Source organism: Synechococcus sp. ATX 2A4 (assembly GCF_024346375.1).
Taxonomy (GTDB): Bacteria; Cyanobacteriota; Cyanobacteriia; order PCC-6307; family Cyanobiaceae; genus MW101C3.
The window spans coordinates 14,623-34,693 of the sequence record NZ_JAGQCV010000006.1; the positions used below are offsets into that span (position 1 = coordinate 14,623).

A 20,071-nucleotide genomic window follows, 5' to 3' on the forward strand; every position below is an offset into this window, starting at 1 on the left:
GTATTAGAACATGATGACCATATGCTGAAAGGCGTCTTAACAAAGCATGATTAGGTTTCGGGCGGAGGCGGACCGCTGTTGTGGGTTGCCTGCTGTGTCTGAGCACCCACAATTCGCCGCTCAAGTTGCTGTCGCGCCTCCTCCGCTGACGTGCTGCCACGGCGTGTGGCGGATCACCCAGTCGTCGATGGGGCGGCCGGCGATCAGGTGTTCATCCACGATCCGCTCGATCCGCTCCGGCGTGACGCCGCCATACCAGAGGCCTTCCGGCCAGATCAGCAGGATCGGGCCGCCTGCGCACACCCGCAGGCAGTCGGCCTTGGATCGCAGCACAATCCCCTGAGGACGCCCAGGATCCTCCAGGCCGCGCTCCCGCAGCAGGCGCTTGAGCAGGGCCCAGCTGGCGGCGCCCATCGCCGGATCGCCGCACAGGGCCTTGGTGGGGGTGGCGCAGAGCAGCAGGTGTCGCTCGACGCCGATCGTTGGCGACGGCAAGCCGGTGCTCATGCGGTCAGCAGGGTGCGGCTGGCGGCTGTGGCGGCCTCCCGCACCGCCTGGCGCGCCCAGGCATCGACGGCGAGCACGTCGGCGAGCGAGGGGGCGGCGCTGAGGTCGGCCCGGTGGCGGTCACAGACCCGTTCGATCAGTTTCGGAATGTCGAGGAAGTGCACCTGCTCCTCCAGGAACAGGGCCACCGCCTGCTCATTGGCGGCATTCATCACCGCCGGCATCGTGCCGCCGGCGCGGCCGGCCGCGTAAGCCAGGGCCATGCACGGATATTTATCGCCGTCAGGGGCGCGGAAGCTGAGCGTGCCCACCTCGGTGAGATCGAGGCGGCGCCACGGCGTTTCCAGCCGCTCCGGCCAGCTGAGGCAGTAGAGAATCGGCAGCTTCATGTCGGGCCAGCCCAGCTGCGCCAGCACCGACGAATCCACCAGTTCCACCATGGAGTGGATGATGCTCTGGGGATGGATCACGATCTCGATGTGGTCGAAATCGAGGCCGAAAAGGTAGTGGGCTTCGATCACCTCCAGCCCCTTGTTCATCAAGGTGGCGGAATCCACCGTGATCTTCCGCCCCATGCTCCAGTTGGGGTGGCTGGTGGCATCGGCCACCGTGGCCTTGGCCAGATCGGCGGCCGGCCAGTCGCGGAAGGCACCGCCGGAGGCGGTGAGCTGGAGGCGGCGCAGCCCCGGGGTGGGAACGCCGGTGGAGAGGCGCGCGGTGTCGGCCCAGGGGGTGCCCTGCAGGCACTGGAAGATGGCGGAATGCTCCGAATCGGCCGGCAGCAGGCGGCTGCCGCTGCGCTTGAGCGCCGGGAGCACCACCGGCCCGGCGGCGATCAGGGTTTCCTTGTTGGCCAGGGCCAGATCCTTGCCCGCCTCCACCGCCGCCAGGGTGGGCAGCAGCCCGGCGCAGCCGACGATGCCGGTCACCACCAGGTCGGCGCTGGCCCAGGCGGCAACGGCGCAGAGCCCTTCGTTGCCGCCCAGCAGCTCTGGGCGCCGCTGCGGTTGCTGCTCCTTTGGCAGGGCCTTGAGCCGTGCCGTGAGTTCAGCCAGCAGCTCCGCCTCGGCCAAGGCCACCACCTCGGGGCTGTGGCGCACGATCTGCTCCACCAGCAGGGAGAGGTTGCGGCCGGCGGTGAGCCCCACCACCTTGAAGCGATCGGGGAACTCCTCGGCCAGCTCCAGGGTCTGGGTGCCGATCGAGCCGGTGGAGCCCAGCACGCTGATCGCTTTCATCAGAACGGCCCGGAGCTGCAGGGCGCCAGTCTCCCATTGCCAGCTGCTTGATGGCCGGTCGGGTTTGGCCGCGCGTCACACTGAACCCACTTGCGGCGGTCTCCCGTGCTCTGGCTCAAGCGCTGGAACTTCATCGAGCGGGCCCGCCTGGAGCGGGAGCTGTGGGATGCCTTTGAGCGCCAGGAAGACATTGAGGCGCTGGTGGCGGGCTGCCCGGAAGACGATCCCTTCCGCCAGGAGGTGTGGCAGACCACCCTGGGGCGGATCCGCAAGATCGAGAAGCTGATGGTGGGCAAAGGGCCCCAGCCGCCAGCCGATTCCTGAACCGGGCCCGCAGGCCATTGAGCCGGGCCAGCCGACCCCCAGCGGGCCGGGTTCAAGCCTGCCGATTCCGCCGCCGCAGGCGTTCGGGGCCGCCTACTTCCTGATCCACTCGGTGAGGCCGGTGGGGCGGTCGATCAGCTCGATGCCGGCGCTGCGCAGCTGGTCGCGCAAGCCATCGGCGGTGGCGTAATCCTTGCTGGCCTTGGCCAGCCGGCGGGCCTCGATCACCGCCTGGATGTCGGCCTCGCTGGGGCCGCCCGCGCCAGGGGCTGCTGCTTCTGTGGCAGGCAGCTCCGCCACCAGACCCAGCACAGCGCTGAGCTCCCGCAGCAGCAGCCAGCGCTTGCGCAGGTCGTCGTCGGCGCCGGAGGCGGCATCGCCTCGCTCCAGCCGATTGGCGAGCGACCGCAGGGGCCGCGCCAGCTCGAACAGCACCGCCAGGGCGGCGGACGTGTTGAGGTCGTCGTCCATGGCGTCGCTGAAGCGCTGGCGAGCCTCCTCCAGCGGAGCTGCTGGGTCAACGCTGTCCGCCTGGGCGCTGCCGCAGATGGCGCTGGTCGCGGTGGCGGCAGGCCAGCCGAGCGCCGCGGCCTGCTGATCGCCCACCAGCAGGGCCGCATTGAGCCCCTTCCAACCGGTCGCCGCCGCTTCGAGCGCTGCGGCGGTGAAGTCAAGCGGCTTGCGGTAGTGGGCCTGCAGCACCAACAGGCGCAGGGTCATCGGCGTGGTGCCGCTGTTCAGCAGGGCGCGGATCGTGGTGAAGTTGCCGAGCGACTTGCTCATCTTTTCGCCGCCCACGTTCACCATGCCGTTGTGCAGCCAGAAGCGCGCCAGCGCCTGGCCGGTGGCCACTTCCGACTGGGCAATTTCGTTTTCGTGGTGCGGAAAGATCAGATCCGCCCCGCCCAGGTGGATGTCGATCGTGTCGCCCAGTTCCTGGCGCACCATCGCCGAGCATTCGATGTGCCAGCCTGGACGCCCCGGCCCCCAGGGGGAAGGGAAGCTGGGCTCCTCCGGTTTGGCCCCTTTCCAGAGGGCGAAGTCGAAGGGGTGCCGCTTGCGGGCCTCTTCCGCCTCGCCCATGCGGCCACTGGCCCCCTCCTGCTGCTCCTCGAGGCTGCGGCCGCTGAGCTTGCCGTAGTCGGCTTTCTTCAGCACGGAGAAATACACATCACCATCGGCGGAATAGGCCGCGCCGCTGGCTTCGAGCTCGGTGATCATCTGGCGGATGCCGTCAAGGCAGCGGGTGGCCCGCGGCAGGCGATCGGGCGGCAGGATCCCCAGGGCGGCCATGTCCGTCTGGAATTCGCGGATGTTGCGCTCGCTCACCGCTTCCATCGAGCTGCCTTCGGTGGCGGCGCGGGCCAGGATCTTGTCGTCGATGTCGGTCACGTTCTGCACGAAGGTGACCGCATAGCCGCGCCATTGCAGGTACCGGCGCAGCACGTCCCAGGCGATGTAGCTGCGGGCATGCCCCAGGTGGCAGAGGTCGTAGACCGTGACCCCACAGCAATAGATCGACACCTGGCCGGGCACCAGGGGCTCAAAAGCTTCAAGGCGGCGGGTGAGGGTGTTGGTGAGCCTGAGGGTCAAGGGGAGCGAAGGTGTCCGTCCCGGCACCGTAGGGCGTGACCTTTGCTGGTACCTAGGGTCCCACCCCGCTGGAGGCGCCTGCGTTTGCCCAAGGCCTTCTCCATCCTCTAGGCAGGGCTCCAGGCCGTGGCTGATCTGGAGGATCGGTTATGGATCCCGGATGCCCTCAACATCCCCACCCGCTATCCCGATAGCCCTCTTTGCTGGTGCGCCAACCGGTCATTTCGGTCGTCTCCAGAGCAACGACGCCTTTTGCCATGCCCGTGCGCTTGTTGACGCAATCCGTGATGCGCTGACCTGAAGCAGGCCAGGTGCTGGCTGAAGTGTCCGCCTGGGCGGTGGTGTTCGGCAGCTATGGACGCGGCACCGCCGGGGTGGGCAGTGATCTGGATCTGCTGCTGGTCGATGCCGTAGCCGTTGGTCCCCAATGCGGCAGGTTGGTGCTCTCGCCGCTCACTTCGCCTCCATCCAGTTCGGCCCCACGCCCGTCTCCACCAGTAGCGGCACGCTGAGCTGCACAGCGCTCTCCATCACGGCCTTCACCCGTGCGCGCACGGTTTCGGTGGCCTCAGGGGCGGCTTCCAGCACCAGTTCATCGTGCACCTGCAGCAGCAGCCGTGCCGGTAGCCCTTCGCTGGCCAGCTCGTGGTGCAGACGCACCATCGCCAGCTTGATGATGTCGGCGCTGGATCCCTGGATCGGTGCGTTCGCCGCCGCCCGCAGCTGCTGCGCCTCCATGCCCGCCCGCCGCGCCACCTCCAGTTCGATCGCCAGGGGGTCTTTGCCGAGCAGCCGGCCCAGCCCATTGGCATCGAAGGGGAACGGGCGCCGCCGCCCCAAGATCGTTTCCACATAGCCCCGGCTGAGCGCCAGGCGCTCCTGCAGCTCCAGGAACGCGAACACCTTCGGGTAGCGCTGCTTGTAGCGCGTCAGGAACTCCTTCGCCTGCGCCTGGCTCAGCTCGGTTTCGCGCGCCAGCCGCTGCGCGCCCATGCCGTAGATCACGCCGAAGTTGATTGTTTTGCCGAGCCGCCGCTCCTCGGCGCTCACCACGTCTTTCTCCAACAGCAGCCGCGCGGTGAGCGCATGCACGTCGTCGCCGTCGTTGTAGGCCTGCACCAGCACCTCTTCGCCCGAGAGGTGCGTGAGGATGCGCAGTTCGATCTGGGAGTAGTCGGCGCTGATCAGATTCCAGCCCTCCTGCGGCAGGAACGCCTTGCGGATCCGCCGGCTGAACACCGTGCGGATGGGGATGTTCTGCAGATTTGGGTGGCTGCTGGAGAGCCGCCCGGTGGCGGTCACCGCCTGATTGAAATCGGTGTGGACCCGCCCCGTTTCCGGCTCCACCAGCAGCGGCAAGGCATCCACGTAGGTGCTCTTGAGCTTGCTCAAGACGCGGTGCTCCAGCACCAGCGGCACCACCGGGTGGTCGTCTTCCAGCTTCTCCAGCACCGTCGCATCGGTGCTCCAGCCGGTTTTGGTCTTCCTTGATTTCTTGCGGTCCAGCCCCAATGTGTCGAACAGCAGCTCCCCCAGCTGCTTCGGCGACGCCAGGTTGAAGTCCACCCCGGCGGCCGCCTTGGCCTGCTGATCCAGCAGCAGCAACTGGTCGCCCAGCTCCACACTCAGCTCCGCCAGATAGGCGGTGTCGATGCGGATGCCCGTGGCCTCCATTAGCGCCAGCACCGGCTCCAACGGCAGCTCCATCTGCTTCAGCAGCGCGTTCAGCTGCGGCCCCATCGCCGCCAGCTGCGCTGTCAGCCGCGCCGCGAGCCTGCGGGTGAGGTGCACATCCATGCCGCAGTAGAGCGCCGCCGCCTCGATCGGTACCGAGGCGAAGTTCTGGCCCTTGCCCACCAGCTCACCGAAGCCCGTGGGCGTGAAACCGAACTCCCGCTCCGCCATCGCCTCCAGGCTGTGCTTGGCATTGGCGTCGCGCAGGTAATCCGCCAGCAGCGTGTCGATCACCACGCCGCCGAGGCTGAGGCCATGGCGCAGCAGGATCAGCCGGTCGAATTTGGCGTTCTGCAGCGCCTTGGGGTGGGTGTCGCTGGCCAGCCATGGGGCGAGCGCCGACAGCACCGCCTCCAGCGGCAACTGCTCCGCCGCCGCCGCCGGCTCATTGAGCAGATCGGCCGCCACCGGCGGCTCATGCCCGAGCGGGATGTAGGCCAGATCCGTCAGCCCTTCCCCCCAGCAGACGCCGAGCCCCACCAGTTCGGCCTTGAACGGGTTGAGCGCGGTGGTTTCGCTGTCGAGCGCCACCGGCTCCGCCGTCTCCGTGGCGGCCCATAGCCGAGCCACCAGCGCTTCCAGCTGGGCCGCCGTGCTGATGATCTCTGGCTGCAGGGCCGGCAATCCCGCCGCCGCCCCCCCCGCTGGAGCTGGTTCGGCCTCGCCCGGGATCTCAGCTGGCGGGGAATTGGCAGGCGCTTCCCTTGCTACTGGTGTTGCCGCAGTCGCACCCGCACCGGCACCCGCAGGCACATCCGCAGGCGGTTCGGCGGAGAAGGCCCGCTCGAACGCCCCCAGCTGCCGCACCAGGCTGTGCAGCTCCAGCTCCTCCAGCCGCTGGGCCAGCGCCGCGCCGTTCACCTCCCCCAGCGCCAGCCGCGGCTCACTTGGCAGCGGGATGTCGATCAGGATCTCCGCCAGTTGCCGCGACAGGTAGGCCTTGTCCTTGTCCACCGTCAGCTTCGTTTTCAGCGCGCCCTTCAGTGCTCCCTTGCTGTCCTTCGCGTCCGCCAGGCTTTCGAGCGCGGCGTACACCCCATCGAGGCTGCCGTTCTCCTGCAGCAGCACGATGGCCGTCTTGGGGCCCACCCCCTTCACCCCCGGGATGTTGTCGCTGGCGTCGCCTGTCAGCGCCTTGAGGTCCACCACCTCTTCCGGCGTCACGCCGAGCTTGCTGATCACGCCCTCACGCTGAATCAGCGTCGGCCCGGCGTTCTTGGCGTACGGACCGCCCCCCATGTAAAGGATGGCGATGTCCCGCGCGTCATCCACCAGCTGGAACAGGTCGCGGTCGCCACTCAGGATCCGCACCCGCCAGCCGTCGTTCGCGGCTCGATTGGCGAGGGTGCCGAGCACGTCGTCGGCTTCGTAGCCCGGCGCCATGCACAGCGGCAGATCCATGGCGCCAGCCAGGATCTCCTGCAGGTTGGCCAGGTCGCTGAAGAAGTGCTCAGGCGCTTCGTCGCGGTGCGCCTTGTAGGCGGCATCCGCCACATGGCGAAAGGTGGGCTCGGCGGTGTCGAAGGCGATCACCACCCCCTGGGGGGAGAGGCCCTTCACGTTGTCGAGCAGGGCCTTGAGAAAGCCGTAGGTGACGCTGGTGGGCACCCCATCGCGGGTGGCCAGGCCTCCTTCGCCGCCCTTGGCGAAGGCATAGAAGCTGCGGAAGGCCAGCGAGTGGCCATCCACCAACAGCAGCATGGGCCGCACCTCCCCCACCGGTCGCTGATCCGCAGGACCGTGCTCAGCCGCACTGTTCGTTGCCTTGGCCACGGTCTGCCCCACCCTCAGCTGCGCCTCAGCCTGCCATCTGGCACCCGCAGAGCGCCGTAGATTTCCGCGAGCCCCCGTGGGCCGCAGCTTGCGGCTGCCTGCTGCGGCGCCACCGGTCGCTTCCCGCACGCGCACGCCATGGATTCCCAGTCCCAACGCCAACCCCGCCGTTACACCATTCATCTCCTGCTTCTCGGCGGCCATCAGCAGGTGATCCATTTCGCCACCCTCGATGCGTTCCAGCAGTGGTACGGCGGCGTGCTCAACGGCGGCAGCGGCGATGCCTTCGTCAATGTGCCGATCAACGACCTCGAAGGCGAATACCTGGTGCTGCGCCCCAGCTCCGTGGTCGGCGTCCGCATCGTGCCGGAATTCGCCTCCCGATGACCCATCCGGCTGTTGTGCCTCAGGCGCCGGGGGCCGCTTGAGCAGGCTGGAACTGATCTGGGGGGAGGCGTTCTTCGCCGGAGCGATGGCCCAGTTGCTGGCCCAGCTCAGCCGTCTGCCGGCGGTGGTGCTGTTGCTGGCGGTGGGTCTGGCGATCGGCAGGGCCGGCTTCGACATCGTCGACACCGAGTCGCTCGGGCCGGTGCTCGAACCGCTGGTGAGCCTGCTGGTGGGCCTGATCCTGTTCGATGGCGGCCTCAATCTCAGGCTGGCCGGCCGGGATCTGCAGCGCACCGTCGTGCAGGTGGTGCTGGTGCGGGCCGTGCTCGGTTTCCTGGCGGCGGTGCTGCTGGCCCATCTCCTGGCCGGTCTGGCCTGGCCGCTGGCCCTGGTGTTCGGCGCGATTGCGCTCGCCACCGGCCCCACGGTGGTCACCCCGATGGTGCAGCAGATGGGCCTGCGGCCCTCTCTGGCCAATGTGCTCGAAGCCGAAGGGCTTGCCCTCGAACCGCTCGGCGCCGTGCTGGCGCTGCTGCTGTTGCAGCTTGCCATCGGTGATCTCGGCAGCTGGCAGGAGGTGGCCGGCCGTCTGGTGCTGCGGCTGGGCGGCGGCGTGCTGATCGGCAGCCTGGCGGGATGGCTGCTCTCCGAGCTGTTGCGCCGCCTGCTGCAGGGCTCCGAGCGGCTGGATGCCTTGGCGCTGCAGCTCAGCCTCGGCGTGCTGTTCCTGCTGGTGGGCGGCTGCGAAACCCTGCTGCCTGAATCCGGTTTGCCGGCCGCGGTGTGTGCCGGAGTGGTGGTTGGGCTGCGATTGAAGAGCGGGGCCAGCCAGCTCGATGACCTGATCCGGCAACTCGCCTTGCTGGCCATCACCGTGTTGTTTCCTCTGCTGGCCGCCGATCTCTCCTGGTCGGAGCTGAGCCCGCTGGGGTTGGGTGGCGTGGTCTGTGTGCTGGTGCTGATGCTCTGCCGCTGGCCGGTGATTCAGGTGGCGGGCCTGGGCCTGCCTGGGCTCGGCTGGCGCGAAAAGCTCATGCTCAGCTGGATTGCGCCGCGGGGCATCGTCACCGCCGCCGTGGCCAGCCTGTTTGCCCTGCGCCTCGACGAGGCGCAGGTGCCGGGTGGTGGTGCGCTCAAGGGTCTCGTGTTTCTCACGATCCTGCTCACCGTGGGCCTGCAGGGGTTCACCGCCGCTCCCCTGGCGCGGCGGTTGGGCCTGGTGGAACCCGCCTCTGAGACTGTCGCAGAGGCAGAGGCTGGATCAGCCGCAGGCTCAGAGGCGGGATCAGAGGTTGGCAGAGACGTTGGCTCAGAGGCTGCGCTGCAGGCGTGCGATGGCCTCGCCGTTGGGTTGGAGCAGCAGCAGGGTGGCCACTAGGTCGGGGCCCTGCAGGCTGCCGAGCAGGGCCGCCCGCAAACTCTTCATCACCACTCCCTTCTTGACCCCCGCCGTCTTGGCGGCCTCCCCCAGCAGCGCCCGGGCCTGATCGGCAGCAAGGCTGTTGCCAGCAGCAAGGCTGTCACTGGCGGGCTCGCTGTTGCCGGCAGGCTGGCCGGGATCTGCCTGCTCCAGGGCCTGAAGCACCACCGCCAGGGCCGGCTTGGCCCCTACGCTCTCGATTTGTTGGCGGGCTTCATCGTTGAGACTGGGGCGCTCGAAGAAGGGCCGTGCCTGCTCCACGCCGTCTTGCAGCGTCACCAGGGAGGGGCCCAGCAGAGCGGTCAGCTCCAGCTCCCAGGCGGCATCCCCTGACGGGGAGCTCCAGCCCTGGGCCTGCCAACGCGGCGCCAGCAGCTCCAGCAGTTGTTCGGCCGGCAGGCCATGCAACACCTGGGCATTCAGCCAGTTGAGCTTGTCCCAGTCGAAGCGGGCGCCGGCCCGGTTGACCCGCTCAAAGCTGAACACCGCTGCCGCCTCGGCCAGGCTGAAGCGCTCGCCCATGCCCTCCGGCGGCGACCAGCCCAGCAGGGTCATGTAGTTGGCCAGGGCGTCGGCGGTGTAGCCCAGATCGCGGAAGTCGCTGAGCGAGGTGACCCCATCGCGCTTCGAGAGCTTGCGCCCTTCGCTATTGAGGATCAGGGGCGTGTGGGCGAACACCGGCACAGGGAGCCCGAGCGCGCCATAAAGCAGCAACTGCTTGGCGGTGTTGGCGATGTGGTCTTCGCCGCGGATCACGTGGGTGATCGCCATGGCGGCGTCGTCGACCACCACCACCAGGTTATAGAGGGGGTCGCCGATGGCAGCGGCTGCGGCGCGCCGGGCGATCACCATGTCGCCGCCCAGATCGCTGCCGCTCCAGCGCATCTCCCCCCGCACCAGATCGTTCCAGACAATCGTGGCGCCGTCATCGATGCGGAAGCGGACCACCGCCTCACGGCCTTCAGCAATGAAGGCCTGCTCCTGCTCGGCGCTGAGGTTGCGGTGACGGTTGTCGTAGCGGGGTGCCTCCTTGGCGGCAGCCTGGGCCTCGCGCATCTCGGCAAGCTCCGCCTCGCTGGCATAGCAGCGGTAAGCGTGACCACTGGCAAGCAACTGCTGGATCGCGGCGCGATGTGCCTCGATGCGCTCGCTCTGGATCACCGGCTGTTCCTCCCACTCCAGCCCCAGCCAGCGCAGGCCGTCGAGGATGTTGGCGGTGTATTCAGGCTTGGAGCGCTCGCGATCCGTGTCTTCGATGCGGATCAGGAACGCTCCACCCAGGTGGCGGGCGAACAGCCAGTTGAACACCGCAGTGCGAGCGGTGCCGATATGAAGCGTGCCGGTAGGGCTGGGAGCCAGGCGAACCCTCACCGTCAATGCGTTCACTCCTGGAGGATGGGATGGATTGGAAACGGGACTGACGGGGCTCGAACCCGCAACTTCCGCCGTGACAGGGCGGTGCTCTAACCGATTGAACTACAGTCCCAGTTCATCCGTACTGGTGGCTCGGCTTGGCCGGGCTCCCGTGCGGGGTGCGCTGTCGCGTCGGCGACTTTGGCAGTATCAGTTGCCGCCTGTCCCGTCGTCAACCAGGCGGTGCAACGGCAGGTGCCAGCCGGTGCAGCTCCGCCACCATCGCGGTGATCGAGGCCGGGTTGGCGGGCTTCTGGCCGCTGCTGAGCAGCTCCCGGCCCAGCACGGAACAGCCGAGATGGGCAAACTGCAGGCGCATGGCGCTCAGCACCTTCTGGCCCCCGCCACCGCTGTGGCTGGCCAGGGCTACGGGTAAACCGCTGAACAACTCACGAAAATCGCCACTGCCCCGCGAGAGCCAAGCCAGCGCGTTGTTGAGCGTGGGTGGCAGCGAGCCGTTGTATTCGGGCGCGCACACCCAGAGCCGCCCTAGGGCGCGCAGCTGGTGGGCCAGTTCATCCACGCCGGGGTGGCCACCGCCGCCAGCCGCTTCGGCCGCAGGGGTGTACAGCGGCAGGCCGAGGGCCACCAAATCCACCACATGGCAAACGTGGCCCTGAAGCTGAGCTTCCTGGGCCACGCGCGAAGCAAGAACAAGATTGTGGCCATTGCTGGCCGCAAGAATCAACATGGGGGGTAGGCCGCCACGTTCGCTGCGGCTGGGCAAGCTTTGCCAGTGAAAGCTTTGCCAGTGGAAGCTGATGCCTTGGAGGACACCGAGCCCTCAGGGGCGAAAGCCAGCCGGTTCAATCAGGCGCACCTGATTGCCACGGGCGGTGAATTCCCGACCTTGATCACTCTGAACGACCACGCGGCCACCGGATTTGACCCGGATCACACGGGCCCGGACCCAGCCCAGTGCGGCCGACTCCAGAACCTTGACCACATCACCGGGTTGTAGATCCAACTCCATATCCGGAACCAGAAAAGTGCAGGAAGGGCCATCGAGCGCGCCGTGGAGGACTTGAACCCCCGACATCAGGTTTTGGAGACCTGCGTTCTACCAACTGAACTAACGGCGCAAGGCGATGACCCTCAGAAGGTGCCGCAGAGCGGCACCGGGATAGACGGGAATCGGGGGATCAGCGGTCGAAGCGTTGCTTGACCCTGGTGGCCTTGCCCACCCGATCACGCAGGTAAAAGAGCTTGGCACGACGCACCTTACCCCGGCGTTCCACCTTGATAGTGGCCACCTGAGGGCTGTGCAGCATGAACACCCGCTCCACGCCGATGCCCTGGAAGATCCGGCGCACGGTGATGGTTTCGTTGAGGCCGCCGTGGCGCTTGGCGATCACCACGCCCTCGTAGGGCTGAATGCGTTCCTTGTTGCCCTCGCTGATCCGCACGCCCACCCGAACGGTGTCGCCCACGTAGATCTCGGGAAGGTCGCTCTTGAGCTGCTCCGACTCAAATGTGCGCATCAGCTCGTAGGCGCTGAGCTTGCCGGTGCGCACGGCAGGCGTTGCTGCAGTGGTGCTCGCCTCAGCGGTGCCCACCGAGGGAGTGCCCGCTTCGGGAGTGCTGGTTGCGCTGGTGCTGTCTTCGATGAGTTCCGCTGCCATCCCGGCTTCCTTCACGCCTGAGCAAACAACGACTTTACCGGGTCATCCGCCCCCCCCTGGCGCGTCGTTGCCGGTGCGGCTGGTGGCAGTGGCCTCGGCGGGGCGTCGGGCGGCGGCAGCCCGCTGCCATTTGCCGGCCACCATGGCGCCGCCGGTGACCAGCATCCACAGCAGTCCCAGACCATTGAGGGCCACATAGAAGGTCTTGCCGGTGGTGCCCAGCCATTCGCCTTCGTGCAGCACCATCAACAGATGGGCCTGATCGCGGCTGAGGCCGCCCCAGTCACGCAGCAGCCGGTAGCCCATGCCCGTGGCCACGGTGAGCAGCATCGGTGCGAGCACGAACGGGGCCACCTGCGCATGCCAGCGCCGCAATGCCGCCAGGTTCTGCATGGGTGCCTGGTTGAAATTGGTAGCTTGGAGTCTGAGATGTCAAGGACCCATCGATGAACCTGTTCGCCGATCTGCTGGCCGCCACCCAAGGATCGAGCGCACAGGGCGGCAGTGGCCAGAGCCCAGCCGTTCGGCCCACCGGCGGTGCGGCCGTTGGCATGGCGTCGGATTCCACTTCCACTGTGGTCACCCAGGCCGGGCCGCGCATTCAGAAAAGCCGCCGCGGCGTGGAGATCAAGTCGGCGCGTGAAATCGGCATCATGCGGCGCTCCAGCCGGATCGTGGCCACCGTGCTGCGTGAGCTGCTGGAACTGGCCGCCCCCGGCATGACCACCGCCGACCTCGACCGCCACGCCGAACGGCGCATCCGCGAACTGGGTGCCACTCCCAGCTTCAAGGGCTACCACGGCTTCCCCGCCAGCATCTGCGCCAGCATCAACAACGAAGTGGTGCACGGCATCCCCAGCAGCAAGCGGGTGATCCGCGAGGGCGATCTGCTCAAGATCGACACCGGCGCCTACTTCGAGGGCTACCACGGCGATAGCTGCGTGAGCCTGTGCGTCGGCGCCAGCACCGACGACGCCAGTCGGCTCAGCCGCGTGGCCCAGGAGTCGCTGATGCAGGGCCTGGCCCAGGTGAAGGCGGGCAACACCCTGCTCGACATCGCCGGTGCGGTGCAGGATCACGTCGAAGCCCACGGCTACAGCGTGGTGGAGGACTACACGGGCCACGGCGTGGGCCGCAACCTGCACGAAGAACCCTCGGTGTTCAACTTCCGCACCAACGATCTGCCCAACGTGAAGCTCCGCCCCGGCATGACCCTCGCCGTGGAGCCGATCCTCAACGGCGGCAGCAAGCAGTGCCGTACTTTGCGCGACCGCTGGACCGTGGTGACTGTGGATGGCAGCCTTTCGGCCCAGTGGGAACACACGATCGCCGTCACCTCCGACGGCTGCGAGATCCTCACCGACCGCAACTTCTGACCGCTCAGCGGCTGCGGCTGGTGAGCCCGAAATAGAGCCCCCGCGTCAGCACCGCCAGCGGGAACAGCACATAGGTGAGCGGGTTGGGGGTCACGATCACCAGCCCCACGCCCCTTCGCACCTGCGCAATCACCTGACCGGCCACGAAATCGGCGCCCATCACGCCGTAGGGATTGAGAGCCGAGCGAAACGGGCCGAGCACCAGCCGCCGGATCCGGCAGGCCTGAGGCCCTTGCTGATCGAGGCTGCGCAGGCTGAGCAGCTGACCCAGCAGCCGCTTGCTGATCTCGTAGAGCGGGCTCACCGCCGGCATCAGCTCGGCTTCCGAGGTGTTGACCCACAGCTCGCGTCGCGGGCGGTCAGGCGCCGGATCCGGCAGCGACAGGTACAGCTCCACCAAGCGCCAGCTGCTCAGGGCATTCACCTCAAGGCTGCGCTCCACGGCGGCTCGGCTGCGATCGCCATGCACGTTCACGCCGTGGTTGACCACCAGGATGTCCACCGCCAGCAGCTGATCGCGCAGTGCTGCTTCCGCGCCGCAGCACCAGCACACGCTGGACAACGGAATCTGCTGCCCCATGGCATCGCTCAGTTCCACCGCCGTGGGCTGGGAGGTGAGCGCCATCAGCTGCGCCCCCTGGCCGTGCAGGCGGCGCAGCAGGGCGCTGCCGAAGGCGCCAGCGGCACCGGTGACCGCCACATGCCTGCCTTGCAGCGGCAGCAATCCGGAAGCCATCGCGTTCATTGCGGGGAAGTGGTGGGCGAACCACCGTGGCAGCCGGTACGATCGTATGTGGACATTCTTTGTGTTCTGAGGACAGGCACCATCAATCGTGTTCAGTGAGGGCACAGCACAGGGATCATCCACCCTCCCCCAGGAAGCCGCCCAGGTGGCCCTGTTCGCTCCCTACTGCGGTGGATTGAGCCGTGAAGGTTGGCTGCAGCGCGGCCTTGATCAGCTCGCCCTCAACCGGGTGAATGGGCTGCGCCCGCTGCACCCGAACGGGGCGCACCGCTTCGAACTGAGCTGGACCTCCGGTGCCGCCCCCCAGCAGCCGAGCCAGTGCGAGCTCGCCTTCCCCGATCACCCCGAGATTCACTACAGCTTCACGGTTCCCACTTATCACCTCGTGGGCTGGTTGATGGACCTTCTCGAAGACCGGGCCGTCAGCGGCGGCGGTGACCTCCCCGAAACCTTCTGGCGCTGGCTGATCCTTGGCGAGGTGCCGCCACCGGTCTCCTCGTAGGCTGCTCCCCACCCTGGCCGCGGCGAACCTTTCCCCATGAGCAGCACTCTGCTGATCGGTTCGTGCCACCCCTTCAGCGGTAAATCAGCGCTGGTGCTCGGCCTCGCGAGGCAGGCTGCCCGCATGGGAGTGCCGGTGCGGTTCGGCAAGCCCCTGGCCACCAGCCTGCGGCTTGATCGCAGGCCTTCCCCGGGCGGCGATGGCCCAACGGCCCCCTTGATTGACGACGACGTGCGTTTCGTCGGCGCCATCCTCGGCTTGGCGCCGGATTGCCTCCTGCCTTCGCTGCAGTTGCTGGAGCCGGCCACCGCGCGGCAGCGCCTGCTGCAGGGTGATCTGGGCTCAGGGGAAGGATTCGAGGCCCTGCGCGATCACCTCAACGCCCCCAGTGAGGGGCTCACGCTGCTGGAGGCCTCCGGCAGCCTCAGTGAAGGCCTGCTCTATGGGCTGAGCCTGGTGCAGTTGGCGCACGGGCTGGATGCCCCGGTGGTGCTGGTGCACCACTGGCTCGACAGCTGCAGCATCGATCCCCTGCTGCAAGCTCGCGACCAGCTCGGCGAGCGTCTGGCCGGCGTGGTGCTCAACGCCGTTGATCCTGACGCCGTCGAGACCCTCCTGCAGGAGGAGGTGCCCGCCATGGAGCGCCTGGGACTGCCGGTCTTCGGTGTCCTGCCGCGCAGCCCGTTGCTGCGCAGCGTCACTGTGGAAGAGCTGGTCGAGCGGCTGGGCGCCAAGGTGCTCTGCTGCCCCGAACGGCTTGATCTGCTGGTGGAAACGCTCTCGATCGGGGCGATGAACGTCAATTCCGCCATGGAATTCTTCCGGCGTCGGCGCAACATGGCTGTGGTCACCGGTGCCGACCGCACTGACATCCAGCTGGCGGCACTGGAGGCTTCCACTCAGTGCCTCATCCTTACCGGCGCAGGCGATCCGCTCTCCCAGTTGATCAACCGCGCCGAAGAACTCGACGTGCCCCTGCTCAAGGTGGAGCACGACACCCTCACCACCGTGGAGGTGATCGAGCGGGCCTTCGGCAATGTGCGTCTGCACGAATCCGTCAAGGCCACCTATGCCATCCGGCTGGTGGAGGAACACTGCCGCTTCGAGCGTCTGTTCGAACGCCTGCGGCTGCCGATCAGCGCCTGAAGCTCCTGCAGGGGCGCTGCTAGTTTCGTGCGATCGGCTGCACGTGCTCGGTGACCCGGTCCCTTGATCTGCCCCCTCTGGACCGGATTGACACCCTGGCTCAGGAACTGGCCCTGCTGCAGGACACGGGCAAGCGACGCATCGCCATCCTCGGCAGCCGCCATGTGCCGGTGGTGTCGATCCATCTGGTGGAGCTGGTGGCCCGCTCCCTGGCCCAAGAGGGCCACAGCCTCGTCACCTCCGGATCCCAGGGGGTCAATGCCGCGGTGATCCGCGGCGTGCTCGGCGTGGATGCCTCGCGCCTCACCGTGCTGCTGCCCCAGAGCCTGGAACGCCAGCCGCTGGAGTCACGTCAGCAGCTGGAGAAGGTGCTGCACCTGGTGGAAAAGCCCGACCACGACGACCTGACCCTGCCGATGGCCAGCACCCTCTGCAACCAGGAAATCATCGGTCGCTGCGATCAGCTGATCTGCTTCGCTTTCCACGACAGCGAAACCCTGCTGGCCAGCTGCCGGACCGCCGAAGACATGGGCAAGGTGGTCACCCTGCTCTTCTTCGACTGAGCGCTGCGGGGCCACCGGCTGTTTCAGCGGTCACGCCTGTTTCAGCGGTCACCGGCTGCTGCAGCGCCCATGCTCTGCTTCAGCGGCCATCAGCCAGCACTTCCAGCTTCGTGCCCACGCGGCGCATCACCACCACTGCAGCGCCCGGCAGCAGCCGCTCCCCTTCCAGGCTTTCTGCCGCCCAGCTCTGGCCCTGCCAGCGCACGCGGCCGCGCCCCTGGGCATCAAAGCCAGCGATCACCACGGCCCGGTCGCTTGCTTCGATCCGGTCGCGCCCCGGCCGTTGCCGCTTCGACCACACCCAGATCGCCGCCCCCCCCGCCACGCTGAGCAGCGCGAACAGCACCAGTTGCGCGGGCAGCGCCAGCCCCAGCAGTGCCGTCAGCGCCGATACCACCAGGGCCGCCGTGGCCGCGACCAGAAAGCCGCCGAAGTCCGGCACCGTCACTTCCACCAGGAACAGCACGGCCGCCACCGCCAGCCAGATCAGGGGTGCCATGACGGGGGTCTCGAATCGTCCCCAGTCTGCTGGCTGGGCTCAGCCTGCCTGCCTACTGTGAGGGCACCCCGTATGGTGCCGCCTTCATGGAGGTTCTCTTTTCCTTGCCCGCGCTGGCGCTGCTGGCGGTGCTGGGCGTCAGCAGCGTCAAGATCACCAACGGCGGCCGCTCGATGCTGGTGGAGCGTCTCGGCAAGTACGACCGCCAGCTCACCCCCGGCCTGTCGCTGGTGCTGCCGATGGTGGAGCGGATCGTCAGCAACGAGTCGTTGAAGGAGCGGGTGCTGGACATCCCGCCGCAGCAGTGCATCACCCGTGACAACGTCTCGATTGAGGTGGATGCGGTGGTGTATTGGCAGCTGCTGGAGCACGCGAAGGCTTACTACGCCCTCGACAACCTCAAGTCGGCGATGGTGAACCTGGTGCTCACCCAGATCCGCTCGGAGATGGGCAAGCTCGACCTCGACCAGACCTTCTCCACCCGCTCCGAGGTGAACGAGGTGCTGCTGCGGGAGCTCGATCAGGCCACCGATCCATGGGGCGTGAAGGTCACCCGCGTGGAACTGCGCGACATCCAGCCCTCCAAGGGGGTGCAGCAGGCGATGGAGATGCAGATGAGTGCCGAGCGAGAGAAGCGGGCGGCCGTTCTGCGCTCCGAGGGCGAGCGCGAATCGCAGGTGAATGCCGCCAAAGGCCGGGCCGAAGCGTTGGTGCTCGATGCCAAGGCCAAGCAGGAAGCCGTGCTGCTCGATGCCGATGCCCAGGCCAAGCAGCAGCTGTTGCTGGCCAGGGCCAGGGCCGAATCCGCGGCCCAGCTGGCCGCCGTGATCGATTCCCATCCCGCCGCCGCCGAGGGCCTGCGGCTGCTGCTCGCCAAGGACTGGATGGCCATGGGTCAGGCGATGGCGGCGAGCAAGGGGGGATCAGTGCTGATGGTGGATCCCCAGAGCCCCGCCTCCCTGCTGGCCGCGCTCAAGGGGCTGCAGGAGAAGGGCGGCAGCTGAGCGCTGATCACGGCAGCCAGCCAGCGCGGACGTCAGGCGCGCAGCAGTGCCTTGAGCCCTTCGCTGTAGAGCAGGGCGGTGCAGAGCAGGGCGCCGATCCAGCTGAAGCTGCGCAGCAGCGGCTGGTTGGCCACATAGGCACCGACGTAGGCCAGCCGCAGCGCCGGGTGCAGCAGGGCCGCCAGCGCCACCAGCGGCGACGCTGTCAGCCCCGCCGGCACCGCCAGCAGGCAGAGCAGACAGGCGGGCGCATGCAGCGTGAAGGCTTCAAAACAGTTCTGATGCGCCCAGCTGGCCCGCTGGCCCCAGGCCGGCAGCCGCTCGAACATCGCCCGGGGAGCGGCCAGGTCGGCGGGGGTGAAATCCGCCTTGGCGCGGCCCGCCCCCAGTGGCACCAGGCTCAGCATCACCACGGCCCCTGCCAGCACCAGCGACCAGGCCAAGGGGACCCTCAGGTCGCCCGTCAGCAGCAACGGCACTGGCAGGTCCATGAACGGCAGTGGCAGGTCCATGGGGGGCGGAGTGGGGATTGATCTGTTCTACCGGGTGGCTCAGCCCCCGAAGAACCCTGCCGCGGCCTGAAGGATCGCCGCGATTGTGTCGACAAAGGTCTGCACCGTGGCCTTGGCGGCGGCGGGATCGGTGTCCTGCCAGTTCTGCTGGAAGGAGAAAGTGATCCAGCGGCCATTGCACAACCGCATCCCGCCGGCCAGCGACATCACCTGGTCGGGGGTGAAATCAAGGCTCCCCCCCTTCAGGAACAGATGGGCGCGGGGCACATCCAGCACCGTGATCGCGGGGGGCAACGCCAGGATGCGCCTGAAGGCGATCAGGGAACTGGGGCTGCTGAACAGCTCTCCCTGCAACGCCATGGAATAGAAACGGACGAAATCCGCAGGGGATCCCACCATTGTTTCCTGGTCGTTGATGATCGGCCGCGTCTGCGTTCCGCTGTCGTCAAGGGCTTTCTTGACCCCTTGCCAGCCCAGATCCACGCCGACGGGCGCTCCCAGCAAGTACGAGAAGAACTGACGCGTGCTGGTGGGAATCCGGGTGTCAGGCAAGCCGAGGGAGGCGATCAATGCCCGCACGCTGCCTGCGCCGATCCGCTGCATCACCAGGTCGGTGGCGGTGTTGTCGCTGTGCATGATCATGGCTTCAAGCGCCACCGAAGCGGGAATCGTGCCGCTCACGTTCTCCAGCACTTCGCTGCTGAGAGACCGCACCGAATCATTCACCGGCAGCTGTTCCTGCAGGCTCACCTTGCCGCTTTCCAGCTGCCGCAGGAATTCAGCCAGCACATACACCTTGAAGCTGCTGCCACAGAACAGCGGGCGGCCTGGATTCAGCCCCTGCTCCCAGGCTGCCGTCGCTCCTGCTCCTGGCCCCGCTGCTCCTGGCGCTGGAGACTGCATCAGGAACCCCTTCTCTCCCCGCAGGCCCTTGAAGGACGTGAGGATGGTCTGATTGAGGGCGTCAATGCTGCCGGACGGGGCAGGGGCCGTCGCCGCGTGGGAGCGTCCGGTTTGGAGAAGCATCGACAGGGCGGAGCCCAGGGCCACACCGCCGATGGAATCAATGACGAAGCGCCTGCTCGGAGACATGGCCATCAGGTCAGGAGGAGTCGAGAAGGGGCGCAGCCCTTCTGCCCCGCCCATCTTCTCCCTGGGCACAGGACCCCCTGGAGCACTTTCCTAAAGTCAGGCCTTCAGCGCCGAGCACCTGCCCATGGCCGACACCTATTCCTTCGACGTGGTGTCGGAGTTTGATCGGCAGGAGCTGGTGAATGCCCTCGACCAGGTGCGCCGTGAGGTGGGCCAGCGCTACGACCTCAAGGACTCCAAAACGGAGATCGACCTGGAGGAAGACAGCCTCACGATCACCACCGCCAGTGACATGACCCTGGAAGCCGTGGCCGATGTGCTGCGTCAAAAGGCGGTCAAGCGCGAGCTCTCGCTCAAGGTCTTCGATTTCCAGCCGGCGGAGCCGGTGGGCGGCAACCGCGTGCAGCAGGTGGTGAAGTTGCGCAAGGGCCTCAGCCAGGAGCTGGCCAAGCGGCTCAGCAAAACGGTGCGTGATCAGATCAAGAAGGTGACCGTGGCGATCCAGGGCGAGAGCCTGCGGGTCACCGGCAAGAACAAGGACGATCTGCAGCAGGTGATCCAGCTGCTGCGCGCTGAGGATCTGGAGCTGCCGCTGCAGTTCGAGAACTTCCGCTGAGCGGT

23 protein-coding genes and 2 tRNA genes are annotated in these 20,071 nt (G+C 67.4%); 10 read left to right on the forward strand and 15 right to left on the reverse strand.

Annotated elements, in window-relative coordinates:
* Window positions 1-120: 120 nt before the first annotated feature.
* Together KBY97_RS06955 and KBY97_RS06960 are read right to left on the reverse strand one after the other, a co-directional pair.
* A complete protein-coding gene (locus tag KBY97_RS06955; protein ID WP_255145976.1) occupies window positions 121-507 on the reverse strand; it encodes a ferredoxin in 387 nt (128 codons plus the stop codon).
* Complete coding sequence (locus tag KBY97_RS06960; RefSeq protein WP_255145977.1) at window positions 504-1,745, reverse strand: 1-deoxy-D-xylulose-5-phosphate reductoisomerase; 1,242 nt, start codon at window positions 1,743-1,745, stop codon at window positions 504-506. Before KBY97_RS06960 ends, KBY97_RS06955 begins: the two co-directional genes overlap by 4 nt.
* Before the next feature lie 105 nt (window positions 1,746-1,850).
* Here KBY97_RS06960 and KBY97_RS06965 point away from each other — a divergent pair, with 105 nt between their 5' ends.
* Complete coding sequence (locus KBY97_RS06965) at window positions 1,851-2,069, forward strand: hypothetical protein (protein ID WP_255146168.1); 219 nt, start codon at window positions 1,851-1,853, stop codon at window positions 2,067-2,069.
* A 93-nt stretch (window positions 2,070-2,162) separates the two neighbouring features.
* Here the strand turns inward: KBY97_RS06965 and cysS are convergent, their stop codons facing one another.
* Window positions 2,163-3,662 (reverse strand): cysteine--tRNA ligase, encoded by a 1,500-nt coding sequence (cysS, locus tag KBY97_RS06970; protein ID WP_255145978.1) that lies wholly within the window; start codon window positions 3,660-3,662, stop codon window positions 2,163-2,165.
* A gap of 341 nt (window positions 3,663-4,003) precedes the next feature.
* Here cysS and KBY97_RS06975 point away from each other — a divergent pair, with 341 nt between their 5' ends.
* Entirely contained in the window at window positions 4,004-4,174 is a 171-nt protein-coding gene (locus KBY97_RS06975) for a nucleotidyltransferase domain-containing protein (RefSeq protein ID WP_255146169.1), read from the forward strand.
* Here the strand turns inward: KBY97_RS06975 and polA are convergent.
* A complete protein-coding gene (gene polA, locus KBY97_RS06980) occupies window positions 4,116-7,097 on the reverse strand; it encodes a DNA polymerase I (protein WP_255146171.1) in 2,982 nt (993 codons plus the stop codon). The genes KBY97_RS06975 and polA overlap by 59 nt on opposite strands.
* A 210-nt stretch (window positions 7,098-7,307) precedes the next feature.
* On the opposite strand from polA, the gene KBY97_RS06985 reads away from it, so the two are divergent.
* Both KBY97_RS06985 and KBY97_RS06990 read left to right on the forward strand, forming a co-directional pair.
* On the forward strand, window positions 7,308-7,556 hold the full coding sequence (locus KBY97_RS06985; protein WP_255145979.1) for a hypothetical protein: 249 nt from the start codon (window positions 7,308-7,310) through the stop codon (window positions 7,554-7,556).
* An 85-nt stretch (window positions 7,557-7,641) separates the two neighbouring features.
* Window positions 7,642-8,934 carry a cation:proton antiporter gene (locus KBY97_RS06990; RefSeq protein WP_399217492.1) on the forward strand — a complete coding sequence of 431 codons (1,293 nt, stop codon included), beginning with the start codon at window positions 7,642-7,644 and terminating at the stop codon, window positions 8,932-8,934.
* Here the strand turns inward: KBY97_RS06990 and gltX are convergent.
* From gltX to KBY97_RS07025, 7 genes are all read right to left on the reverse strand, one after another.
* Window positions 8,866-10,347, reverse strand: a complete 1,482-nt coding sequence (gene gltX, locus KBY97_RS06995; RefSeq protein WP_255146173.1) for a glutamate--tRNA ligase — start codon at window positions 10,345-10,347, stop codon at window positions 8,866-8,868. The genes KBY97_RS06990 and gltX overlap by 69 nt on opposite strands.
* Window positions 10,348-10,388: 41 nt before the next feature.
* Window positions 10,389-10,462, reverse strand: a tRNA-Asp gene (locus tag KBY97_RS07000).
* Window positions 10,463-10,561: 99 nt separating this feature from the next.
* Complete coding sequence (locus KBY97_RS07005) at window positions 10,562-11,080, reverse strand: NADPH-dependent FMN reductase (RefSeq protein ID WP_255145981.1); 519 nt, start codon at window positions 11,078-11,080, stop codon at window positions 10,562-10,564.
* 93 nt (window positions 11,081-11,173) lie between these two features.
* Complete coding sequence (locus KBY97_RS07010) at window positions 11,174-11,362, reverse strand: hyperconserved protein Hcp (protein WP_006043540.1); 189 nt, start codon at window positions 11,360-11,362, stop codon at window positions 11,174-11,176.
* A 36-nt stretch (window positions 11,363-11,398) separates the two neighbouring features.
* A tRNA-Trp gene (locus tag KBY97_RS07015) sits at window positions 11,399-11,471 on the reverse strand.
* Between the two features lie 60 nt (window positions 11,472-11,531).
* Window positions 11,532-12,011 (reverse strand): 50S ribosomal protein L19, encoded by a 480-nt coding sequence (gene rplS / locus KBY97_RS07020; RefSeq protein WP_255145982.1) that lies wholly within the window; start codon window positions 12,009-12,011, stop codon window positions 11,532-11,534.
* 42 nt (window positions 12,012-12,053) lie between these two features.
* Window positions 12,054-12,404: a peptidase gene (locus KBY97_RS07025; protein ID WP_255145983.1), complete on the reverse strand. Its 351-nt coding sequence runs from the start codon at window positions 12,402-12,404 to the stop codon at window positions 12,054-12,056.
* Window positions 12,405-12,457: 53 nt separating this feature from the next.
* Here KBY97_RS07025 and map point away from each other — a divergent pair, with 53 nt between their 5' ends.
* Complete coding sequence (gene map / locus KBY97_RS07030) at window positions 12,458-13,387, forward strand: type I methionyl aminopeptidase (protein WP_399217443.1); 930 nt, start codon at window positions 12,458-12,460, stop codon at window positions 13,385-13,387.
* A gap of 4 nt (window positions 13,388-13,391) precedes the next feature.
* Here the strand turns inward: map and KBY97_RS07035 are convergent, their stop codons facing one another.
* A complete protein-coding gene (locus KBY97_RS07035; RefSeq protein ID WP_255145984.1) occupies window positions 13,392-14,123 on the reverse strand; it encodes an NAD-dependent epimerase/dehydratase family protein in 732 nt (243 codons plus the stop codon).
* A 97-nt stretch (window positions 14,124-14,220) separates the two neighbouring features.
* On the opposite strand from KBY97_RS07035, the gene ebsA reads away from it, so the two are divergent.
* The 3 genes from ebsA to KBY97_RS07050 are packed head-to-tail and all read left to right on the forward strand — an operon-like array spanning window position 14,221 to window position 16,343.
* Entirely contained in the window at window positions 14,221-14,634 is a 414-nt protein-coding gene (ebsA, locus tag KBY97_RS07040) for a type IV pilus biogenesis protein EbsA (RefSeq protein ID WP_399217445.1), read from the forward strand.
* A gap of 36 nt (window positions 14,635-14,670) precedes the next feature.
* Complete coding sequence (locus KBY97_RS07045; RefSeq protein WP_255145986.1) at window positions 14,671-15,780, forward strand: phosphotransacetylase family protein; 1,110 nt, start codon at window positions 14,671-14,673, stop codon at window positions 15,778-15,780.
* 50 nt (window positions 15,781-15,830) lie between these two features.
* Complete coding sequence (locus tag KBY97_RS07050; RefSeq protein ID WP_255145987.1) at window positions 15,831-16,343, forward strand: DNA recombination-mediator protein A; 513 nt, start codon at window positions 15,831-15,833, stop codon at window positions 16,341-16,343.
* A 79-nt stretch (window positions 16,344-16,422) separates the two neighbouring features.
* Here the strand turns inward: KBY97_RS07050 and KBY97_RS07055 are convergent, their stop codons facing one another.
* On the reverse strand, window positions 16,423-16,842 hold the full coding sequence (locus KBY97_RS07055; RefSeq protein ID WP_255145988.1) for an NfeD family protein: 420 nt from the start codon (window positions 16,840-16,842) through the stop codon (window positions 16,423-16,425).
* Window positions 16,843-16,928: 86 nt separating this feature from the next.
* On the opposite strand from KBY97_RS07055, the gene KBY97_RS07060 reads away from it, so the two are divergent.
* Complete coding sequence (locus tag KBY97_RS07060; RefSeq protein WP_255145989.1) at window positions 16,929-17,846, forward strand: SPFH domain-containing protein; 918 nt, start codon at window positions 16,929-16,931, stop codon at window positions 17,844-17,846.
* 32 nt (window positions 17,847-17,878) lie between these two features.
* On the opposite strand, the gene KBY97_RS07065 is transcribed toward KBY97_RS07060, so the two are convergent.
* Both KBY97_RS07065 and KBY97_RS07070 read right to left on the reverse strand, forming a co-directional pair.
* Window positions 17,879-18,358 carry an MAPEG family protein gene (locus tag KBY97_RS07065; RefSeq protein ID WP_399217449.1) on the reverse strand — a complete coding sequence of 160 codons (480 nt, stop codon included), beginning with the start codon at window positions 18,356-18,358 and terminating at the stop codon, window positions 17,879-17,881.
* Window positions 18,359-18,397: 39 nt separating this feature from the next.
* Window positions 18,398-19,450 carry a serine hydrolase gene (locus KBY97_RS07070; protein WP_255145990.1) on the reverse strand — a complete coding sequence of 351 codons (1,053 nt, stop codon included), beginning with the start codon at window positions 19,448-19,450 and terminating at the stop codon, window positions 18,398-18,400.
* A gap of 124 nt (window positions 19,451-19,574) precedes the next feature.
* On the opposite strand from KBY97_RS07070, the gene KBY97_RS07075 reads away from it, so the two are divergent.
* On the forward strand, window positions 19,575-20,066 hold the full coding sequence (locus KBY97_RS07075) for a YajQ family cyclic di-GMP-binding protein (RefSeq protein WP_255145991.1): 492 nt from the start codon (window positions 19,575-19,577) through the stop codon (window positions 20,064-20,066).
* Window positions 20,067-20,071 lie beyond the last annotated feature (5 nt).

What these genes read in the sequence shown, in the direction of transcription:
- map (WP_399217443.1), top strand. Translation starts at nt 12,458, where the DNA reads ATGAACCTGTTCGCCGATCTGCTGGCCGCCACCCAAGGATCGAGCGCA.
- KBY97_RS07075 (WP_255145991.1), top strand. Translation starts at nt 19,575, where the DNA reads ATGGCCGACACCTATTCCTTCGACGTGGTGTCGGAGTTTGATCGGCAG.
- KBY97_RS06990 (WP_399217492.1), top strand. Translation starts at nt 7,642, where the DNA reads ATGGCCCAGTTGCTGGCCCAGCTCAGCCGTCTGCCGGCGGTGGTGCTG.
- KBY97_RS07025 (WP_255145983.1), bottom strand. Translation starts at nt 12,404, where the DNA reads ATGCAGAACCTGGCGGCATTGCGGCGCTGGCATGCGCAGGTGGCCCCG.
- KBY97_RS07035 (WP_255145984.1), bottom strand. Translation starts at nt 14,123, where the DNA reads ATGGCTTCCGGATTGCTGCCGCTGCAAGGCAGGCATGTGGCGGTCACC.
- KBY97_RS07010 (WP_006043540.1), bottom strand. Translation starts at nt 11,362, where the DNA reads ATGGAGTTGGATCTACAACCCGGTGATGTGGTCAAGGTTCTGGAGTCG.
- KBY97_RS06960 (WP_255145977.1), bottom strand. Translation starts at nt 1,745, where the DNA reads ATGAAAGCGATCAGCGTGCTGGGCTCCACCGGCTCGATCGGCACCCAG.
- KBY97_RS07005 (WP_255145981.1), bottom strand. Translation starts at nt 11,080, where the DNA reads ATGTTGATTCTTGCGGCCAGCAATGGCCACAATCTTGTTCTTGCTTCG.
- polA (WP_255146171.1), bottom strand. Translation starts at nt 7,097, where the DNA reads ATGCTGCTGTTGGTGGATGGCCACTCGCTGGCCTTCCGCAGCTTCTAT.
- KBY97_RS07060 (WP_255145989.1), top strand. Translation starts at nt 16,929, where the DNA reads ATGGAGGTTCTCTTTTCCTTGCCCGCGCTGGCGCTGCTGGCGGTGCTG.
- KBY97_RS07065 (WP_399217449.1), bottom strand. Translation starts at nt 18,358, where the DNA reads ATGGACCTGCCACTGCCGTTCATGGACCTGCCAGTGCCGTTGCTGCTG.
- KBY97_RS07055 (WP_255145988.1), bottom strand. Translation starts at nt 16,842, where the DNA reads ATGGCACCCCTGATCTGGCTGGCGGTGGCGGCCGTGCTGTTCCTGGTG.
- KBY97_RS07045 (WP_255145986.1), top strand. Translation starts at nt 14,671, where the DNA reads ATGAGCAGCACTCTGCTGATCGGTTCGTGCCACCCCTTCAGCGGTAAA.
- KBY97_RS07070 (WP_255145990.1), bottom strand. Translation starts at nt 19,450, where the DNA reads ATGTCTCCGAGCAGGCGCTTCGTCATTGATTCCATCGGCGGTGTGGCC.
- KBY97_RS06955 (WP_255145976.1), bottom strand. Translation starts at nt 507, where the DNA reads ATGAGCACCGGCTTGCCGTCGCCAACGATCGGCGTCGAGCGACACCTG.
- rplS (WP_255145982.1), bottom strand. Translation starts at nt 12,011, where the DNA reads ATGGCAGCGGAACTCATCGAAGACAGCACCAGCGCAACCAGCACTCCC.
- KBY97_RS06985 (WP_255145979.1), top strand. Translation starts at nt 7,308, where the DNA reads ATGGATTCCCAGTCCCAACGCCAACCCCGCCGTTACACCATTCATCTC.